The organism is Renibacterium salmoninarum ATCC 33209, from assembly GCF_000018885.1.
GTDB lineage: Bacteria > Actinomycetota > Actinomycetes > Actinomycetales > Micrococcaceae > Renibacterium > Renibacterium salmoninarum.
The window spans coordinates 885,954-901,482 of record NC_010168.1 but is presented as its reverse complement, the minus strand read 5'-3'; the positions used below and the strand labels follow the sequence as shown (position 1 = coordinate 901,482).

Sequence of the window (15,529 nt, the reverse complement as noted above, 5' to 3'; positions counted from 1 at the left end):
TTGAGCGAATCACCATACGGGCTCAAGGAAGGAACCCAAAAGCTTGCCGACGGCACCAACCAGCTACTCAGCGGCATGTACAAGGATCCTTCTGATCCGACGCAGCCAGGCTTAGCTCCAGGTTCCAAGAAGCTTGCTGACGGCACTGATCAGCTAGCGGATGGCATCACTAATCCTGACCAGAATAAGGGACTAATAGCCGGCGCGAAAGCGCTCGATGAGGGCGCTAACCAGCTCAAGACCCAGGCGACCTTTATCAGCCCAAGTGGTGCGGGCGGCCTAATCGGCATCATCATTTGCGCGATTATTTTGATCGGCTGCATCCTCTCCATCGTCATGCGAAGGCGAGGAAAAATCTCCTAGAAATCATCTGTCGCGTTGTGGCCGAACACGCCACAACACATAGCGCATCTCGGCTACTGGATAACAGCCTCAGCAGCCCTTCCAGTCACAACCGCGCCGCTATCTGTTGTGAAGTGTTCGCAGCAAATCAGAAACAACCCAGTCAGATCGTCAGAAACCAAATTCCAACCCACAAAAGAGGCTCCGTCGGAGCAAACCGGCGAAGCCTCCCTTGGGTAAATTATCGGCAGCGGATGATTTCGTACGACCAGCCCTGACCCGATGCACCCGAGTTCACACAGCTAAAGTCCGCTTTGGCCTGAGCGCTACTGGCTGTCACTACCGACAGTCCAGCCACCGCCGCGACAACAGCTAAAGTAGCAAATACCTTTTTCATGGCTTTTCCTCCCATAAGTCCACTGTTTAGTGGAAATATCATTTAAAATAGCCATTCTCAATCTCTAATTCAAGAGATCTGTAGTTATTAAGCGGAAATGGCAGCGAATAAGTTACTCGCCTAAAAGCCCAAGCAGCTCATCGAGACTCGTCATCTGCGGTCCATCCCGCTGCTCATCAATGCCGCCATCCCGATTGAGCCACACCGACGGCAAGCCTGCCGACGCAGCACCTAAGGCGTCAATCACCAGGTTGTCCCCCACATACAAAGTGAAGGCAGGCTCTAATCCAAGTTGCCGGGCACCCTCGTGGAAAATCGCTGGGTCCGGCTTGGGCACGCCCACCGTGTCGGTGCCAACCAAAACGGAAATTCGTTGCAAGCCAGCCAGGTCCAATTTCCGACGCTGATAATCGGCTACATTATTGCTCACAGCGCCGTACGGAATCCCTAAAGTATCCAAGGCATCTAGTAGCGGCAAAACATCAGCGTACGGTGCCCATCGGCTATTAATCTCCGCCTCCATAGGCAGAATTCCATTGCTCCGCCACTTCGTCTGGCAGCCGTCCGCCAACTTCAGCAAAGGCCAATTGAACCCGAGCGATTCGCTGCTCAACGAAACCCAATTTGCCGTCAAGATACGCCTGGTAGAACCCGGCCGAATCAACTCGGAAAATCACGTTGAATCTTCCCCAGTCCTCAGCTGAAAGGTCGGGAACAAACTCCGAGCTAATCGCTTGCACTGCCAGCTCCGTGGCTGAACGCCAGTCAACTAGCGTGTCATCAATATCAAAAAGTACTGCCCGAATGGGCGCACCAAATGTCATCGGTCTCGGAATCTGCGTAACCGAGCCAGCGAAGATTCCTTGCCCAAGATCACCATCGATTCAAACAGCGGCGGCGAAATCCGTCGGCCAGACATCGCGGTACGCACCGACCCAAAGGCCAATCGTGGTTTGAGGCCCAGATCATCAATCAAGGCAGTACGCAGCGCGTCCTGAATGGTCTCAGCGTTCCACTCAGTCAACGGCTCGACGGCGGTAATCGCCGCATCCAGCACCTCAACCAAATTCTCGGGCAGTCCCTTCAGCGCATCTTCGGCGGGTTCGACGTCGTCGTCCGCAACGAAAAGGAAACGCAAGATCGCCGGCGCTTCAGCCAACAGCTGTATCCGTTCCTGGACCAGCGGCGCAACTTCGGTCAAAACGGCAGACTGCCGTTCGGTGAGCTCCGCACTAACCAACTCAGCGGCCTGCAAGTACGGCACAAGTCGGCCTCGGAAATCCTCTGGCGCAAGCAACCGCACATGGGTTCCGTTGATTGACTCAGCCTTCTTTACGTCAAAGCGAGCCGGGTTGCCCAACACGTCGTGCACGTCAAAGGCCTTGACTAGTTCCTCAACCGTGAAAATGTCTTCATCCGCGCTAAGCGACCAGCCCAGCAGCGCCAAGTAATTCAGCAAACCCTCTTTGATAAAGCCCCATTCGAGCAACAGGAACAAGCTAGATTCCGGATCGCGTTTGGACAGCTTCTTGTTGCCCTGGCCCATGACATAGGGCAGGTGGCCGAATTCCGGCAGATAGTCAGCCACGCCCACGGCGTGTAGCGCCCGGTACAGGGCTATTTGCCGCGGTGTGGAGGATAAGATGTCCTCGCCACGCAAAACGTGGGTAATGCCCATCAATGCGTCGTCTACCGGGTTCGTCAGCGTGTACAGCGGCGCACCGTTTGGCCGCACTACGGCGAAGTCCGGCACTGAGCCAGCCTTGAAGGTGATTTCGCCGCGGACCAGGTCGGTGAAAGTGATGTCTTCATCGGGCATCCGCAGCCGCAAGGCAGCTTCACGGCCTTCTGCTTTGAACGCAGCAATCTGTTCTGCCGAAAGATCTCGATCAAAGCCGTCGTAGCCCAACTTTGGGTCACGCCCGGCAGCTTTGTGTCGCGCCTCAATCTCATCCGGTGTCGAATATGATTCGTAAACGAATCCACCGTCACGCAATTTCGCGATGACATCCTGGTAAATTTCGCTCCGCTGCGATTGACGGTACGGTTCGTGCGGGCCGCCTACCTCTACGCCCTCATCCCAGTCAATGCCCATCCAGTTCAGCGCATCGAGCAGTTGCTGGTAACTCTCTTCGCTATCGCGTGCAGCATCAGTATCTTCCACGCGGAAAACCAGCTTGCCACCGGTATGCCGAGCATAAGCCCAGTTGAACAACGCCGTGCGAATCAGGCCGACGTGCGGGGTTCCAGTAGGTGACGGGCAAAAACGGACGCGGACCGGAGTCGCCGCGTCAATAAGGGGAATAGTCATGATGCTCTCAGCTTTAGTCTGGGTATTATCGGCGGACGATGAGATTGGACAACGTACCGATCCCCTCAATTTCAACTTCGAAGCGGTCACCTTCAGTGACTAGGCCGACGCCGGCCGGCGTACCGGTCATGATGACGTCGCCCGGCAACAACGTGAATGCCTGCGAGACATACGAAACCAGCGCCTTGACGCCCCAAATCATCTGGTCGGTGCGACCGTCTTGGACCACTTTGCCGTTGAGCCTGCCTTGTACAGCCAAGTCTTCGACGTCGAGCTCGGTTTCAATCCACGGCCCTAGCGGAGCAGATCCATCAAAGCCCTTTGCTCGGGCCCACTGGTTGTCCTTGCGTTGCGCATCGCGCGCAGTCAAGTCATTGCCACAGGTGTAGCCAAAGATCACTTCGTCCACGCGGTCCTCAGGCACGTCCTTGCAAATGCGGCCAATCACGATGCAGAGCTCAGCCTCGTAGGAGACCTCTTCGGAGAATTCCGGCAGCGCAATCGGATCGTTGTGCCCAATCACCGAGGTATTTGGCTTGAGGAACATGAGTGGGCTGGCCGGTACTTCGTTGCCCAATTCCTTGGCATGCTCAGCATAATTCCGACCAATGCCAACAACTTTGGAGCGCGGAATGATGGGTGCCAACAACCGGACATCCTCTAACGGGTGGGTCTCCCCTGTTGGCTCTACGCCGTTGAAGAAGGGATCTCCCTTGATCACGGTCACAGTTTCACCGGCGGCATCAACTACGCCGTACATGGGATCAGCATCCAAAACAAAACGGGCTATACGCATGAGCCAACTATTTCACGGTTTCAGATAGCAAGACGACTCTGCGTTAGCAAGGAAGCTGGGCTTCTTGCTAACGCAGAGTCGTCTTGCTATCTGAAATGGGGTGGTGCGGTTCTGGAGGGGTGCGGTCAACGACCTAGACCAAGCGGCGCAACCAGCCGTGCTTGTCCTCAACAGCACCGGTCTGAATGCCAAGAAGTTCCGCACGGATGCTCAAAGTCACCTCGCCCGCCTTCGCGTCCGCAGAACCGATTTCTTCGTTCTCGTCCAGCAGACGGCCGATCGGCGTGATAACAGCTGCTGTGCCACAGGCAAAGACTTCAGCGATCTCGCCAGAATTGACGCCCTCGCGCCATTCATCCAGCGTGATGGTGCGCTCCTGAACGTCCAAGCCACGGTCGCGACCCAACTGCAACACCGAAGACCGCGTAACACCTTCCAAAATGCTGCCGGAAAGAGCCGGAGTAACCAGCGAACCGTCCTTCATCACAAAGAACACATTCATGCCACCCAATTCCTCGACGGCGTTGCTATTCTCCTGATCAAGGAACAGCACCTGCTGGCAGCCGTGCGCTTGAGCCTCAAGTTGCGGTAAAAGTGAAGCTGCGTAATTGCCGCCGCATTTGGCAGCGCCAGTGCCGCCGCGGCCAGCGCGAGCGTAGTTACGTGAAATCCAGATCGACACCGGCTTCAGCTCGCCGCCGAAGTAGTTACCAGCAGGCGAAGCGATGACCCGGAAGGAAACTTCGCGAGCAGCTCGCACGCCCAAAAAAGCTTCGGTGGCAATCATGAAGGGACGCAGGTAGAGGCTTTCACCATCACCTGACGGCACCCATTCCTGATCTGCCTGCACGACGCCAGCAATCGCGTCGAGGAAGACCTGCTCAGGCAGCTGCGGCAACGCCAAGCGCTGCGCAGAAGTATTCAGTCGCGCAGCGTTGCGCTCCGGGCGGAAGGTCCAAACCGAACCGTCAGCGTGTCGGTACGCCTTAAGCCCTTCGAAAATTTCTTGGCCATAGTGCAGCACGGATGCGGCCGGGTCTAGCGAGATCGGGCCATAGGGCTCAATCCGAGCGTTATGCCAGGATCCCTCACCCGGCGCGGTCGCGGTGTAATCGACGACGGCGGTATTGTCGGTGAAGTAGTCTCCGAATCCGGGTTTAGCAAGAATAGTTTCCCGTTCCTGAGCAGACTTCGGGTTCTCCGAGAGCTGCTGAGCGAAGGCTAATTCGGTCGCTGTTTGAGTCATGATTCCTCCACGGGATGTCGCATTGCGATGCTTCACGATGGCTTGTATCGGGTTATCAAGGATTAACTGTACTCCGCAAGTTGGCCCAAAAGTGCAGCAAAAATGGCGACATTGGACCTATCGATATTCCGATTCGGGCTTCAGCCCAATCTGGCGACGATCGCATCGCTAATCGCCGCAGTAGTCCTGCTGCCCAGCTCTGCTCGGGTGGCGACGTCGGCCTCGACCGCCGCATAGATCTTCGCTGACAGTTCCGGAAATTCCAAGTGATCAAGCAGCATGGCAGCGGACAGAATTGCCGCCGTCGGATCCTCCTTTTGCTGGCCAGCAATATCCGGCGCGGATCCGTGTACCGGTTCAAACATCGAAGGGGCAGTTCGATCCATATTGATATTGCCCGAGGCTGCCAGACCAATGCCGCCAGTAATTGCTGCGGAGAGATCCGTCAAAATATCGCCAAAGAGATTGTCGGTAACAATCACATCGAAACGCGAGGGATCAGTCACAAAGAAAATGGTGGCGGCGTCTACGTGCAGGTAATCCACCGAAACTTCCGGAAAATCAGTGGCAATCGATTCGACCGTCCGCTTCCACAAATGTCCGGCATGCACCAGAACGTTGTGTTTATGCACATAGGTGAGTTTTTTACGCTCGGTCTTGCTGGCCCGGCGAAAAGCGTCCCGGACCACTCGTTGTACACCAAAGGCGGTATTGACCGAAAGCTCATTGGCAACTTCTTGGTCGGTGCCCTTGCGCAGCGAACCACCGTTACCGACGTACGGCCCCTCGGTACCTTCCCTCACCACCACAAAGTCGATCTTTCCGGGCGTAGCCAGCGGACTTGGCACACCTGGATAAAGCTTAAATGGCCGCAAGTTGACGTAGTGATCTAAGGAAAAGCGAATCTTAAGCAGCATCTCGCGCTCAATGAGTCCTGATGGAATTCTGGTATCGCCAGGCGCTCCGCCAACCGCACCAAACAGAATCACATCGTGCTGGCGTAGCGACGCTAACGTCTCCTCGGAAAGCGTCTCCCCCGTCTCAAGCCAGTGCTGAGCACCAAGCGCGTATTCAGTCTGCTTGAGTTCAACGCCAGTAGGAACCACCACTGCCTGAAGAACTTTCAGGGCCTCAGTGACAACTTCCGGACCGATGCCGTCGCCAGGGATCACTGCCAAATCGATACTCATCGCTCTAGCTTAACCAAAGCATCCACATGCTGGTCAAAACGTCTCACCTTTCGGACACTGTGCTATTCGGTAGGACGCCAGCACGCCAAGCCGCGACTATTCAGGCAGCTAACCAGGTTTCAGACCGTGGCAGGATGCTTTGCCGGCACCTTGCGCCGTAAAGTCGTTAACCATGGTCATGCACAAAATCTACGAGTGGTTCCGGAGCCATCGCTTTGCGGTGGATTTCGCCGGCATTATTGTGCTTTGGGCATTTACTGCGCTTTCCGTACTTGGCAACAGTATTCCCTCGTTTATTGTTTCAACGTTCTTGGTTGTTCCGCTGGCCTGGCGACGTACCCGCCCAGTGGCCGCTGGAATTATCCTCGCCGCCGTCGCGCTAACGCAGTGAGCCCTTGGCGCCCCACCACTGTTCGCAGACGTCGCGGTGATCCTCGTAGTTTATTCGTTGGCCGCCTATGCGCCGCGATGGGCCAGTCTTGGCGGTCTTGGCTTGGCGTTGCTCGGCGCAATCCTGCTCATTACCCGCTTCTACGCCGCTGCCAGAGACACCAGCGGCAGCCCGTTCACCATTGCCAATTTGCCCTATCAAGTGATCTTGGTGCTCATGATTTGGTTCCATGGGTCTTGTTCAGCTGGACTCTCGGTGACTTGACCAGAACACGCAGACTCCGTGAACAAGCTTTAGAAAACCGGGCTAGGCGGCTGGAAATTGAACAACAGCAAGAGCGAGACCTTGCCGCGAGCGATGAGCGCGCCCATATTGCCCGCGAAATGCACGATATTGTGGCGCACTCACTGTCGGTGATTATTACCCAGGCCGACGGCGGGCGGTAAGCGGCCGAGCAAGACCCCACGGCGGCAACCCGAGTGCTACGAACCATCGCCGAAACTGGCCGTACCTCGCTCAGTGAAATGCGTCGTCTGCTCGGCGTGCTCCGCGGCGACGAAACGACGTCCTACCGACCGTTGCCGAGCCTTACCGATCTAGATGAGCTACTTCTGGGCTTCCGAGCCGCTGGACTTTCGGCCGAGTTCACTCCGTCTGGTCAGGCTCGGCGAGCGTTGCCCGGCGGCGCTGAGTTGACGGTCTACCGGATGGTCCAGGAGGGCCTTACCCACGTGCTAAAACACGCTGGGCCGCAAGTTCATACCGTAGTCAGTCTCGATTGGCAGTCCCGTGGATTAGCCGTGACATTGCAAGATGACGGTCGCGGCGCTGCCGCAGACCCACCTGCAGCTGGCGGTTGTAATGGCCTGCGCGGGATGAGCCAACGGGTCAAGCTTTACGATGGAAGCCTAGAAGCCAAAGCACAGCCCGGCGGCGGGTTCTGCATCAACGCATTCATTCCCTATACAGAGGCCTAACGTGAGCGATTCCGCACAAGAGCAAAGCAACCTGGACTCCTCGACTGATGAGCCCGAAGTCATCAAGGTGGCCCTCGTTGATGACCAGCAATTGGTCCGCTCTGGATTCACGATGCTGATCAACTCACAATCGGACCTCGACGTGGTGATACAAGCCGGAGACGGCCGCGAGGCGCTCTCCGCGCTCTCCGCGACCGTGGCCGACGTCGTGCTGATGAATGTTCGGATGCCCGGTATGGATGGCATCGAAACTACTCGGCGATTGATGGAACGCGTCCGCACCGCAACACCTGGATCACGGTTAGCGGCCCTGAAGGTAGTGGTGCTGACCACTTTTGACTTAGACGAATATGCTTTGGCCGCAATCCAGGCTGGCGCCAGCGGATTCCTACTCAAAGATGCGCCGCCGGAAGAGCTGCTAGACGCAATTCGCACCGTCTATCGCGGCGATGCAGTTATTGCACCCTCCACTACTCGCCGACTTTTGGACCATGTTGCACCAATGCTCTCTGCGCCGAGCCAGGCCAGGCCAAAGATGAGCATCAACAAGCGGTGCAGAGCTTGACCGCACGGGAACACGAGCTATTCCTGCTCATCGCGCAAGGTTATTCCAACCCGGAAATTGCCAGCAATCTATTCCTTTCTGAGGCGACCGTAAAAACGCATGTGGGGCACATCCTCAGCAAACTGGGTGCACGCGACCGAGTGCAGATTGTGGTCATTGCCTATGAAACCGGTGCCGTCACGCCAAACTAGTCATACCAGGGTCTGAGTCGTCGGCGCTGGCCCGCTCGTTGAATCACCCCGTAGCCCGATTCGCTTGCGCTCGGCGCTCCGTAGTTTTGATGTATGACGACTTTGACTGAACGCGAATACACTCACCAAGGCACGGCGGTCTCCGCCCGCGGCCTGCGCAAACACTACGGCAAAGGTGAGACTGCGGTCGTCGCCTTAAAAGATGTAGACATCGATTTTGACCGCTCTCGGTTCACTGCAATCATGGGCCCCTCCGGTAGCGGCAAGTCCACGCTGATGCATTGCCTCGCAGGATTGGATTCGGTCGACGGCGGCAGCATTCACCTTGGCGGCACCGACATCACTCAACTTGACGATGGCCAGCTAACGGCCCTGCGTCAGGACCGAATCGGCTTCATTTTTCAGGCCTTTAATTTGGTGCCTACCCTGACCGCTGAGCAGAACATCACCCTGCCGGTCGCGCTGGCGAACGGAAGCGTAGACAAGGATTGGTTCACCTTCATCACCTCAACGCTGGGCCTGACTGACCGGCTCAAGCACCGTCCGTATCAGCTATCTGGTGGTCAGCAGCAGCGCGTCGCCGTCGCCCGAGCATTGCTGACCCGGCCCGAGGTGATTTTTGCTGATGAGCCCACCGGCAACCTGGACTCACGCGTTGGCGCCGAGGTGCTCGGCATGTTGCGCCGTTCCTCACAGGAAATGGGCCAAAGCATCATCATGGTCACGCACGATCCGATTGCGGCTTCCTACACCGACCGCGTTGTGCTGCTCAGCGATGGTGAATTGGCTGGCGAACTGAGCAATCCAACTCCCGGAACCGTACTTGCCGCACTGGCAACTTTTGGGGCCTAAAATGCTGCAAATCGCATTCGCCCAAGTCCGATTGCACGCCAGACGCTTCGTCGCTATCGCCTTGGCTGTGTTGCTCGCCGTCGCTTTTTTGGTTGCCACTCTGTTGGTCAATTCCTCGACCCAAGCGACGCTAAAAGCCAGTGTTGGCCAGTCCTTTGCAAAAGCCGACGCCGTGGTGACTGGCGGCAAGAGCAAGCCGCTCGATACCGAAGCACTCAAGGCCACGGAGAAGATTCCGGGCGTTGCCGCAAGCTATGGCCAGATCAGTCTTTCCGTTCAAGCTAAAGCCGAATCAGGCAGTTTCAACGCGCTGCTCAAGAACTCTCCCGCTGACCAAGCTTTAGAGGCATCAACATTGCTTTCCGGCGCTTTTCCTACTGCGCCTGGCCAAGCAGTAATCGATGAAGAAACAGCAAAGCGCAATTCGCTCCAGCTCGGATCCGAACTGACAATAACTAGTTCCGACGGTCAATCTGCACCAGTCAAAATCACCGGAATTATGCAGCCCAGCGCGGACCCCATGTCATCTGGCTCCGCCCAGTTGCTTACTGCCTCACAAACAGTCGCTCCGCTAGCAAGCACACCAATGAGTTACGCCAACATCCAGCTCAAGCTCGACGGCGGCCTCTCCGATGCCAAACGCGCTGAAATTTCGCAAGCCCTGAACGGCGCGGGATATGCCGACGCTACCGTGCGAAGCGCGGATGAAGAGACCAACACCGTCATGAAGAGCTTTACCGGCGGGAATGACAGTCTGACGCTGGTTCTGCTCGCTTTCGCTGCCATCGCGATTATTTTCGCGGTGTTGGTCGTCTCAAACACCTTTTCAGTTTTGGTCGCGCAACGGACAAGAGAACTTGCTTTGTTGCGTTGTGTAGGAGCCAAAAAGAGCCAGATCCGAAACTCGATACTGGTCGAAGCAGTCGTTGTCGGGTTTATCGCCTCGGCGGCCGGAGTTACACTGGCGCTGGCCGGAATGGCGCTATTGATCAAATGGATCAGCAGCATGCCCCAGAACCATTTTGCCACTTTTGAAGCCAACTGGCAGGCCGTGGTTATTGGGCTCGTCGTCGGAATCCTCCTCACTATCGGTGCCGCTTTGATCCCAGCCCGCGCAGCTACTTCGGTCGCCCCGTTGGCAGCAATGCGACCGACCGAAGATGCTGCTCTGAGTAATCGCGGCGGCAAAGTCCGACTGACGATCGGCGGACTGCTGATTGGTTTGGGCGGCTTGCTCTTAGCAGCGGGCGCAATCTCAACGAATCTCGCATTTGCTCTGCCCGGTGGCGCAATGACCTTTTTCGGCGTCCTTCTGTGCGGTTCGCTCTTCATCCCGCGACTGGTTGCGACCTTTGGCAAGTTGGCTGCCCCAGCTGGCGTTCCGGGCAAGCTCGCCGCGCTCAATGCGGTGCGCAGTCCAGGACGGACAACCGCGACTGCTTCCGCTTTACTCATTGGCGTTACCCTGGTGTCAATTATGCTGACGGGTGCTTCAACGGCTCGGAGCGCTTTTAGTTCGACCTTGGACGATCGCTATCCAGTGGATGTCACTGCCGACGCCGGGCACTACACACCCGGCCAGATCGCTGCGTTGAAATCAGTCAACGGCGTCGCCGCAGTAGCACAACTGCCGATCGTCGGCACCATTGATAATCAAGGAGCGAACGTTCCCGTCCTTGGCATATCTTCGGCGGATGCTGCGGCAGTTATTAGCGCGGAGGGTAACCGTGTGCAGCCGGGCAAACTGCTCATGCCTAAGTCCACAACTGACACTTCGAAAAGCATCACCTTGCCTAATGGCAGCAAGGAACTTCCCGTTGCTGCCTCAAATTCTAGAACCTTTGGTTCGATGGTCAATTTAGCTACAATTCCAGCGCCTGCCGATGCCAAAGCTGAAGCCTGGATCAAGTTGGTGCCGGGGTTGAGCGGTGCCCAGATTCTGGATTTACGTGGACAAGTGGCCAAAACACTTGGCGTCCAAGATTCCGCCGTCAATGGCGGAGCATTGGAGAAAGCGTCTTTCAACCAGGTCATCGACATCTTGCTCCTGGTGGTGACAGCATTACTCGGAATCGCAGTATTGATTGCGCTGATCGGCGTGGCCAATACGCTCTCGCTGTCGGTCTTGGAACGGACTCGAGAGAATGCGCTACTTCGGGCACTTGGACTGACTAGACGGGGCCTACGCAGCATGCTCGCCTTGGAAGCCGTGTTGATTGCCGGGGTGGCAGCTCTGATCGGCGTCGCCCTCGGTACGTTGTACGGCTGGCTGGGTACCCAATCCGCACTAGGTAGCTTTGCCACTGTGCTACCCAATGTGCCGTGGTTAGAGCTGCTTGTTGTGGTGGGCATCGCAGCCGTGGCTGGCCTAGCTGCTTCTGTTGTACCCGCCCGGCGCGCAGCAAGACTTTCCCCCGTAGAAGGTCTAGCCACCGAATAACCCGCACCACTAACAAACGCTGCACCACTTTTGGTCGTTATGAGGAGCTCATAACGACCAAAAGTGGTGCAGCGTTTGTTAGTGTGTTTGGGGTTTGCCGTGGGCTGAGGCTTCGGCGGGCTCTTCGTAACGCGGGAAGATTGGCGACGGCGCTGGTAGCGCCGTGCCAGCGACCAGCGGAGTTTCGACGGCGGTGAAGTCTCGCGCGCCTTCAGCCGCCGACACTCCCAAAACGTCCAGCAATTTAGCTGCCGATCCTGGCATAACCGGCTGAATCAGCAAAGCTACAATCCGCAAAACTTCAAGCGTCACGTAGAGCACCGTAGCCATCCGCTCCGGATCGGTTTTCCGGAGCACCCAGGGAGCCTGGTCGGCAAAGTAGGCATTGGTATCACCCAGGACAGCCCAAATCGCTTCCAGCGCGCGGTGAAATTCCTGCACCTCGTAGCTGGCCCGATTGGCCGCTAACAATGCCTGCGCCTTGGCAAGAATAGCTTGGTCTGCCGAACTGAATTCGCCCGGTGTGGGCACTACGCCGTCGCAATTCTTGGCCACCATAGACAGCGAGCGCTGCGCGAGATTGCCTAAGTTATTTGCTAGATCTGAGTTCTTCCGGCTGATTATCGCTTCATGGCTGTAGTTGCCATCTTGGCCGTAGGAAACTTCGCGAAGGAAGAAAAACCGGACGGCGTCAACGCCATAAGCTGCGACCCAATCGGCTGGCGCAACAACATTGCCGAAGGACTTGGACATCTTGACGCCGTTATTGAACAAAAATCCGTGAATCATCACACGCTTCGGCAGCGGCAGGCCAGCGCTCATGAGGAATCCAGGCCAGAAGATCGCGTGGAACCGAGAGATGTCCTTACCAATAATGTGCACATCGGCCGGCCAATACTTCCACTGCGATGAGCTCTCATCGGGAAAGCCTGCCCCGGTCAAATAGTTAGTCAGTGCGTCGACCCACACGTACATGACGTGCTTATCGTTTCCGGGAACAGGCACTCCCCAGTTGAATGAGGTGCGGCTAATCGACAAGTCCTGCAGACCAGATTTCACAAAGCTGATCACTTCGTTGAACCGGTATTGCGGCGCAGCAAATTCGGGCTGGGCTTCGTAGAGGGCCAGAAGTTTCTCTTGATAATTCGAAAGCCGGAAGAAATAGGATTCTTCCTCGGTCCAGGTCACCTCGGTCTCAGTTTCGATGGCGTATCGGATGCCATCGGCCCGCAGTTCCGTCTGCTCATCGGTGTAATACGCTTCGTCACGTACCGAATACCAGCCAGTGTATTTATCTAGATAGATGTCGCCATTAGCTTCCATCCGGCGCCAGAGCTCTTGGGACGCTAAATAGTGTTCCGGTTCGGTGGTACGAATGAACCGGTCGTAGCTGCTTTCTACTAGATCGTGCACGGCACGAATCGCAGCGGAATTGCGGTCCACCAGCTCAAGCGGCGTTACGCCCTCTTTCTCCGCTGCCTGCTGAACCTTGATGCCGTGTTCATCGGTGCCGGACATGTAAAAGACATCGAATCCGTCTAAACGCTTGAATCGAGCCAGCGCATCAGCAGAAACATATTCGTAGGCATGGCCGATATGCGGCACGCCGTTGGGATAGGTGATGGCCGTAGTGAGGTAGTACGGGCGTTTATTAGAAGACTCAGTCACCTATTGAAAGTACCCGTAGCGCTAGCGCCTTGTCGAAAGATGACTTTGTGACGCGCCGGATTAGCCTGACCAGACGACGTCGAAATGCTGTTTGAGCGCTTTCACACCACTGTCAGTAACTTGCAAAGCCCTGCCCGTGTTTCTGCGCACGATCCAGTTCTCGGCAAGGAACCGATCAAAGATTCCGCGCCCCAACTGGCCTGCCACGTGATGGCGTTGCTCGGTCCAATCAATGCAGTAGCGAACTAGCGGCCGGCCAGAATTGGTTAGCTGCACACCCAATGTGGCAAAAAAATCAGCACCTGCCGACGTGATCTGATAATCGATGTCTCTACCAGGACTTGCCGGGCGATCTTCGCGGGCAGACTCAAACCGGTATCGCCCGTCGCCGCCTTGAAGAAAGCCGTGCCGCAAAATACTTTCCATCACCGCAACTCCGAGTTTGCCGGCAAAATGGTCGTAACAAGTTCGGGCTAACCGAAGTTTGGCAGCTTTAGTTTCTGCCCGTAACGAGGTAATTGGCTCGGCCGGTGCTAGCTCTAATAGCTTCTCAATTACTTCTGCAACTTGTTGATCAGCCAAGCGGTAGTAGCGATTTCGACCATGCACTGCGACCGCGAGCAGGCCGCCGTCGGAAAGCTTCTTCAGGTGGCTACTCGCCGTGGAACGAGTAACCCCGGCTTCGCTGGCTAAGACGCTTGCTGGAAGTTCCTTGCCCGACGCTAGTGCCATGAGCATTCGACTTCGAGTTCTGTCTGCAAACAGTTCACCTACTCGAGAAAGATCCGCTTCGCCCGTCATGAATCCGCCTTAGCCTCCGATTGCGTAGCTTGAAGTGTACTCAGCACGGCCATCGCGTAGCAGATCACCACAATGACCATAGCCAGCACCAATCCAGCGAATCCTGCGATACCAATCACCGCACCTAAAAAGGCGATGCCAATTGCGCCGCCAGTCTGACGAGAAGTATTGAGCACCCCGCTGGCTAGACCTCGATGTTCCGCCGGTGCCCAAAAAAGGGCTACTGAAGTCATAGCAGGCATGGCAAAAGAACACAGCCCTAAATAAGCCTAGGCCCACCATGATCAGAGAAACCGAGGAGACACCATCACCAATGGCGATGACGGTTGCGCCGACAGCTGCAGCACTAAAGCCCAACAACATCGGCACCTTAGCGCCTAGCTTGGAGGTGATAAATCCGCTCGCTGTAGCACCAAAACTAACCAATAGGGCAAGTGGTAGTACCGCAAGACCACTGCCTTAACGGCCCCAGTTGATACTTCGTCTGAAAGGTCAGGGCAACTCCAAACAGGCTGCCATATAGTGCGAAGTTGAAAAGGAACCCCGTACCAACTGCCCAGTTAAAACCATGGCTTCTAAAAAGTCCGGCGGGAATCATCGGTTCAATTTGCCGCCGCTCAACTAACGCGAACAGAATCCCGCTGAGCAGGGCAACCACAAGGAGCGCTGCACTGAGCCACACCGCGCTAGCGACCTCAATAATCGCTGCCGTTAACGATGCTAACGCCACGGTGCCAAGTAGCGCTCCTGGCAGATCTAGCCGTCGAGCTCGCCTCGGCGATTCCTCAGTTCTAAACCAAATTGCCGAACCGATGAGCAAACACAAGGGCAGATTGATCCAGAAAATGGCGGACCAATGCCAACTACTGATCAGCGCACCGCACAATAAAGGACCAGCCGCGAATCCCACGCTAGCCACGCCACCCCAAATACCTAAGGCGCGAGCACGAGCAGCCGAATCCGGGAACAAATCACTCACTAATGCAAGCGAAGACTGCGGCGCCCAAGCCATGTACGACCCGCCCTGCGATGAGCCAAGTTAGATCCGGGGCGAGGGTGCAGAGCACTGAGGCAGCGGCAAATAGCGCAAATCCGCCGACGCAAATCTTTCGATGTCCAAGCCGATCGCCCAGGGCTCCAGCGGTGAGCATAGCTGCGGCAAACGGTACGGTGTATCCGTCCAGAACCCATTGCGCAGCAGAGAGCCCGCCGCTAAAAGCCGCCCGAATGGTATTCAGCGCAACGGTCACAATCGAGGCATCTAGTTGCACCAGGCCAAAAGCCAAAGACAGCGCGATGAGACCAAACCAGGTCCGGCTAACTCCGACTGTTCTAGGCGCTGCAATGGTCATGAATCCATCC

Annotated in this window: 17 protein-coding genes and 2 pseudogenes; 7 read left to right on the top strand and 12 right to left on the bottom strand. The window is 56.4% G+C overall.

The annotated features are described in order from the left end of the window. A complete protein-coding gene (locus RSAL33209_RS04575) occupies nt 1-363 on the top strand; it encodes a hypothetical protein (RefSeq protein ID WP_012244494.1) in 363 nt (120 codons plus the stop codon). Nucleotides 364-583: 220 nt separating this feature from the next. Here the strand turns inward: RSAL33209_RS04575 and RSAL33209_RS17445 are convergent, their stop codons facing one another. The 7 genes from RSAL33209_RS17445 to RSAL33209_RS04550 form a co-directional block, all read right to left on the bottom strand. Beyond that, entirely contained in the window at nt 584-739 is a 156-nt protein-coding gene (locus RSAL33209_RS17445; protein WP_155116072.1) for a hypothetical protein, read from the bottom strand. Between the two features lie 112 nt (nt 740-851). Beyond that, a complete protein-coding gene (locus RSAL33209_RS19560) occupies nt 852-1,262 on the bottom strand; it encodes an HAD family hydrolase (protein ID WP_325050106.1) in 411 nt (136 codons plus the stop codon). Then, nucleotides 1,246-1,563 (bottom strand): HAD family hydrolase, encoded by a 318-nt coding sequence (locus RSAL33209_RS19555; RefSeq protein ID WP_325050105.1) that lies wholly within the window; start codon nt 1,561-1,563, stop codon nt 1,246-1,248. Before RSAL33209_RS19555 ends, RSAL33209_RS19560 begins: the two co-directional genes overlap by 17 nt. Further along, on the bottom strand, nt 1,560-3,050 hold the full coding sequence (gltX, locus tag RSAL33209_RS04565; protein WP_012244492.1) for a glutamate--tRNA ligase: 1,491 nt from the start codon (nt 3,048-3,050) through the stop codon (nt 1,560-1,562). The genes RSAL33209_RS19555 and gltX overlap by 4 nt, the downstream gene beginning before the upstream one ends. A 25-nt stretch (nt 3,051-3,075) precedes the next feature. Beyond that, complete coding sequence (locus RSAL33209_RS04560; RefSeq protein WP_012244491.1) at nt 3,076-3,846, bottom strand: fumarylacetoacetate hydrolase family protein; 771 nt, start codon at nt 3,844-3,846, stop codon at nt 3,076-3,078. A 133-nt stretch (nt 3,847-3,979) separates the two neighbouring features. Next, nucleotides 3,980-5,092, bottom strand: a complete 1,113-nt coding sequence (locus RSAL33209_RS04555) for a branched-chain amino acid aminotransferase (protein ID WP_041685193.1) — start codon at nt 5,090-5,092, stop codon at nt 3,980-3,982. Nucleotides 5,093-5,232: 140 nt separating this feature from the next. Then, nucleotides 5,233-6,282, bottom strand: a complete 1,050-nt coding sequence (locus RSAL33209_RS04550; RefSeq protein WP_012244489.1) for a 3-isopropylmalate dehydrogenase — start codon at nt 6,280-6,282, stop codon at nt 5,233-5,235. Between the two features lie 172 nt (nt 6,283-6,454). Between RSAL33209_RS04550 and RSAL33209_RS19960 the strand changes: the two are divergent. The 6 genes and pseudogenes from RSAL33209_RS19960 (at nt 6,455) to RSAL33209_RS04530 (ending at nt 11,698) form a co-directional block, all read left to right on the top strand. Next, nucleotides 6,455-6,937: pseudogene (locus RSAL33209_RS19960) on the top strand (DUF7134 domain-containing protein). Next, nucleotides 6,934-7,119: a histidine kinase gene (locus RSAL33209_RS19540; RefSeq protein WP_325050102.1), complete on the top strand. Its 186-nt coding sequence runs from the start codon at nt 6,934-6,936 to the stop codon at nt 7,117-7,119. The pseudogene RSAL33209_RS19960 and the gene RSAL33209_RS19540 overlap by 4 nt, the downstream one beginning before the upstream one ends. A 33-nt stretch (nt 7,120-7,152) precedes the next feature. Beyond that, complete coding sequence (locus tag RSAL33209_RS19535) at nt 7,153-7,650, top strand: sensor histidine kinase (protein WP_012244485.1); 498 nt, start codon at nt 7,153-7,155, stop codon at nt 7,648-7,650. A 31-nt stretch (nt 7,651-7,681) separates the two neighbouring features. After that, nucleotides 7,682-8,406, top strand: a pseudogene (locus RSAL33209_RS04540) (response regulator). 93 nt (nt 8,407-8,499) lie between these two features. Further along, the gene (locus RSAL33209_RS04535) at nt 8,500-9,258 is read left to right on the top strand and encodes an ABC transporter ATP-binding protein (protein WP_012244482.1); all 759 of its coding nucleotides are present in this window, start codon (nt 8,500-8,502) and stop codon (nt 9,256-9,258) included. 1 nt (nt 9,259) lies between these two features. Further along, nucleotides 9,260-11,698 (top strand): ABC transporter permease, encoded by a 2,439-nt coding sequence (locus tag RSAL33209_RS04530; RefSeq protein ID WP_041684445.1) that lies wholly within the window; start codon nt 9,260-9,262, stop codon nt 11,696-11,698. A gap of 78 nt (nt 11,699-11,776) precedes the next feature. On the opposite strand, the gene metG is transcribed toward RSAL33209_RS04530, so the two are convergent. The 5 genes from metG to RSAL33209_RS19145 form a co-directional block, all read right to left on the bottom strand. Then, nucleotides 11,777-13,366, bottom strand: a complete 1,590-nt coding sequence (gene metG, locus RSAL33209_RS04525; protein ID WP_012244480.1) for a methionine--tRNA ligase — start codon at nt 13,364-13,366, stop codon at nt 11,777-11,779. A gap of 60 nt (nt 13,367-13,426) precedes the next feature. Then, nucleotides 13,427-14,167, bottom strand: a complete 741-nt coding sequence (locus RSAL33209_RS04520; protein WP_012244479.1) for an ArsR/SmtB family transcription factor — start codon at nt 14,165-14,167, stop codon at nt 13,427-13,429. After that, nucleotides 14,164-14,409 (bottom strand): MFS transporter, encoded by a 246-nt coding sequence (locus tag RSAL33209_RS15970; RefSeq protein ID WP_145962158.1) that lies wholly within the window; start codon nt 14,407-14,409, stop codon nt 14,164-14,166. The genes RSAL33209_RS04520 and RSAL33209_RS15970 overlap by 4 nt, the downstream gene beginning before the upstream one ends. A 176-nt stretch (nt 14,410-14,585) precedes the next feature. Beyond that, nucleotides 14,586-15,146 (bottom strand): MFS transporter, encoded by a 561-nt coding sequence (locus tag RSAL33209_RS19150; protein WP_049758830.1) that lies wholly within the window; start codon nt 15,144-15,146, stop codon nt 14,586-14,588. Continuing rightward, a complete protein-coding gene (locus tag RSAL33209_RS19145; protein WP_049758829.1) occupies nt 15,139-15,519 on the bottom strand; it encodes an MFS transporter in 381 nt (126 codons plus the stop codon). The genes RSAL33209_RS19150 and RSAL33209_RS19145 overlap by 8 nt, the downstream gene beginning before the upstream one ends. Nucleotides 15,520-15,529 lie beyond the last annotated feature (10 nt).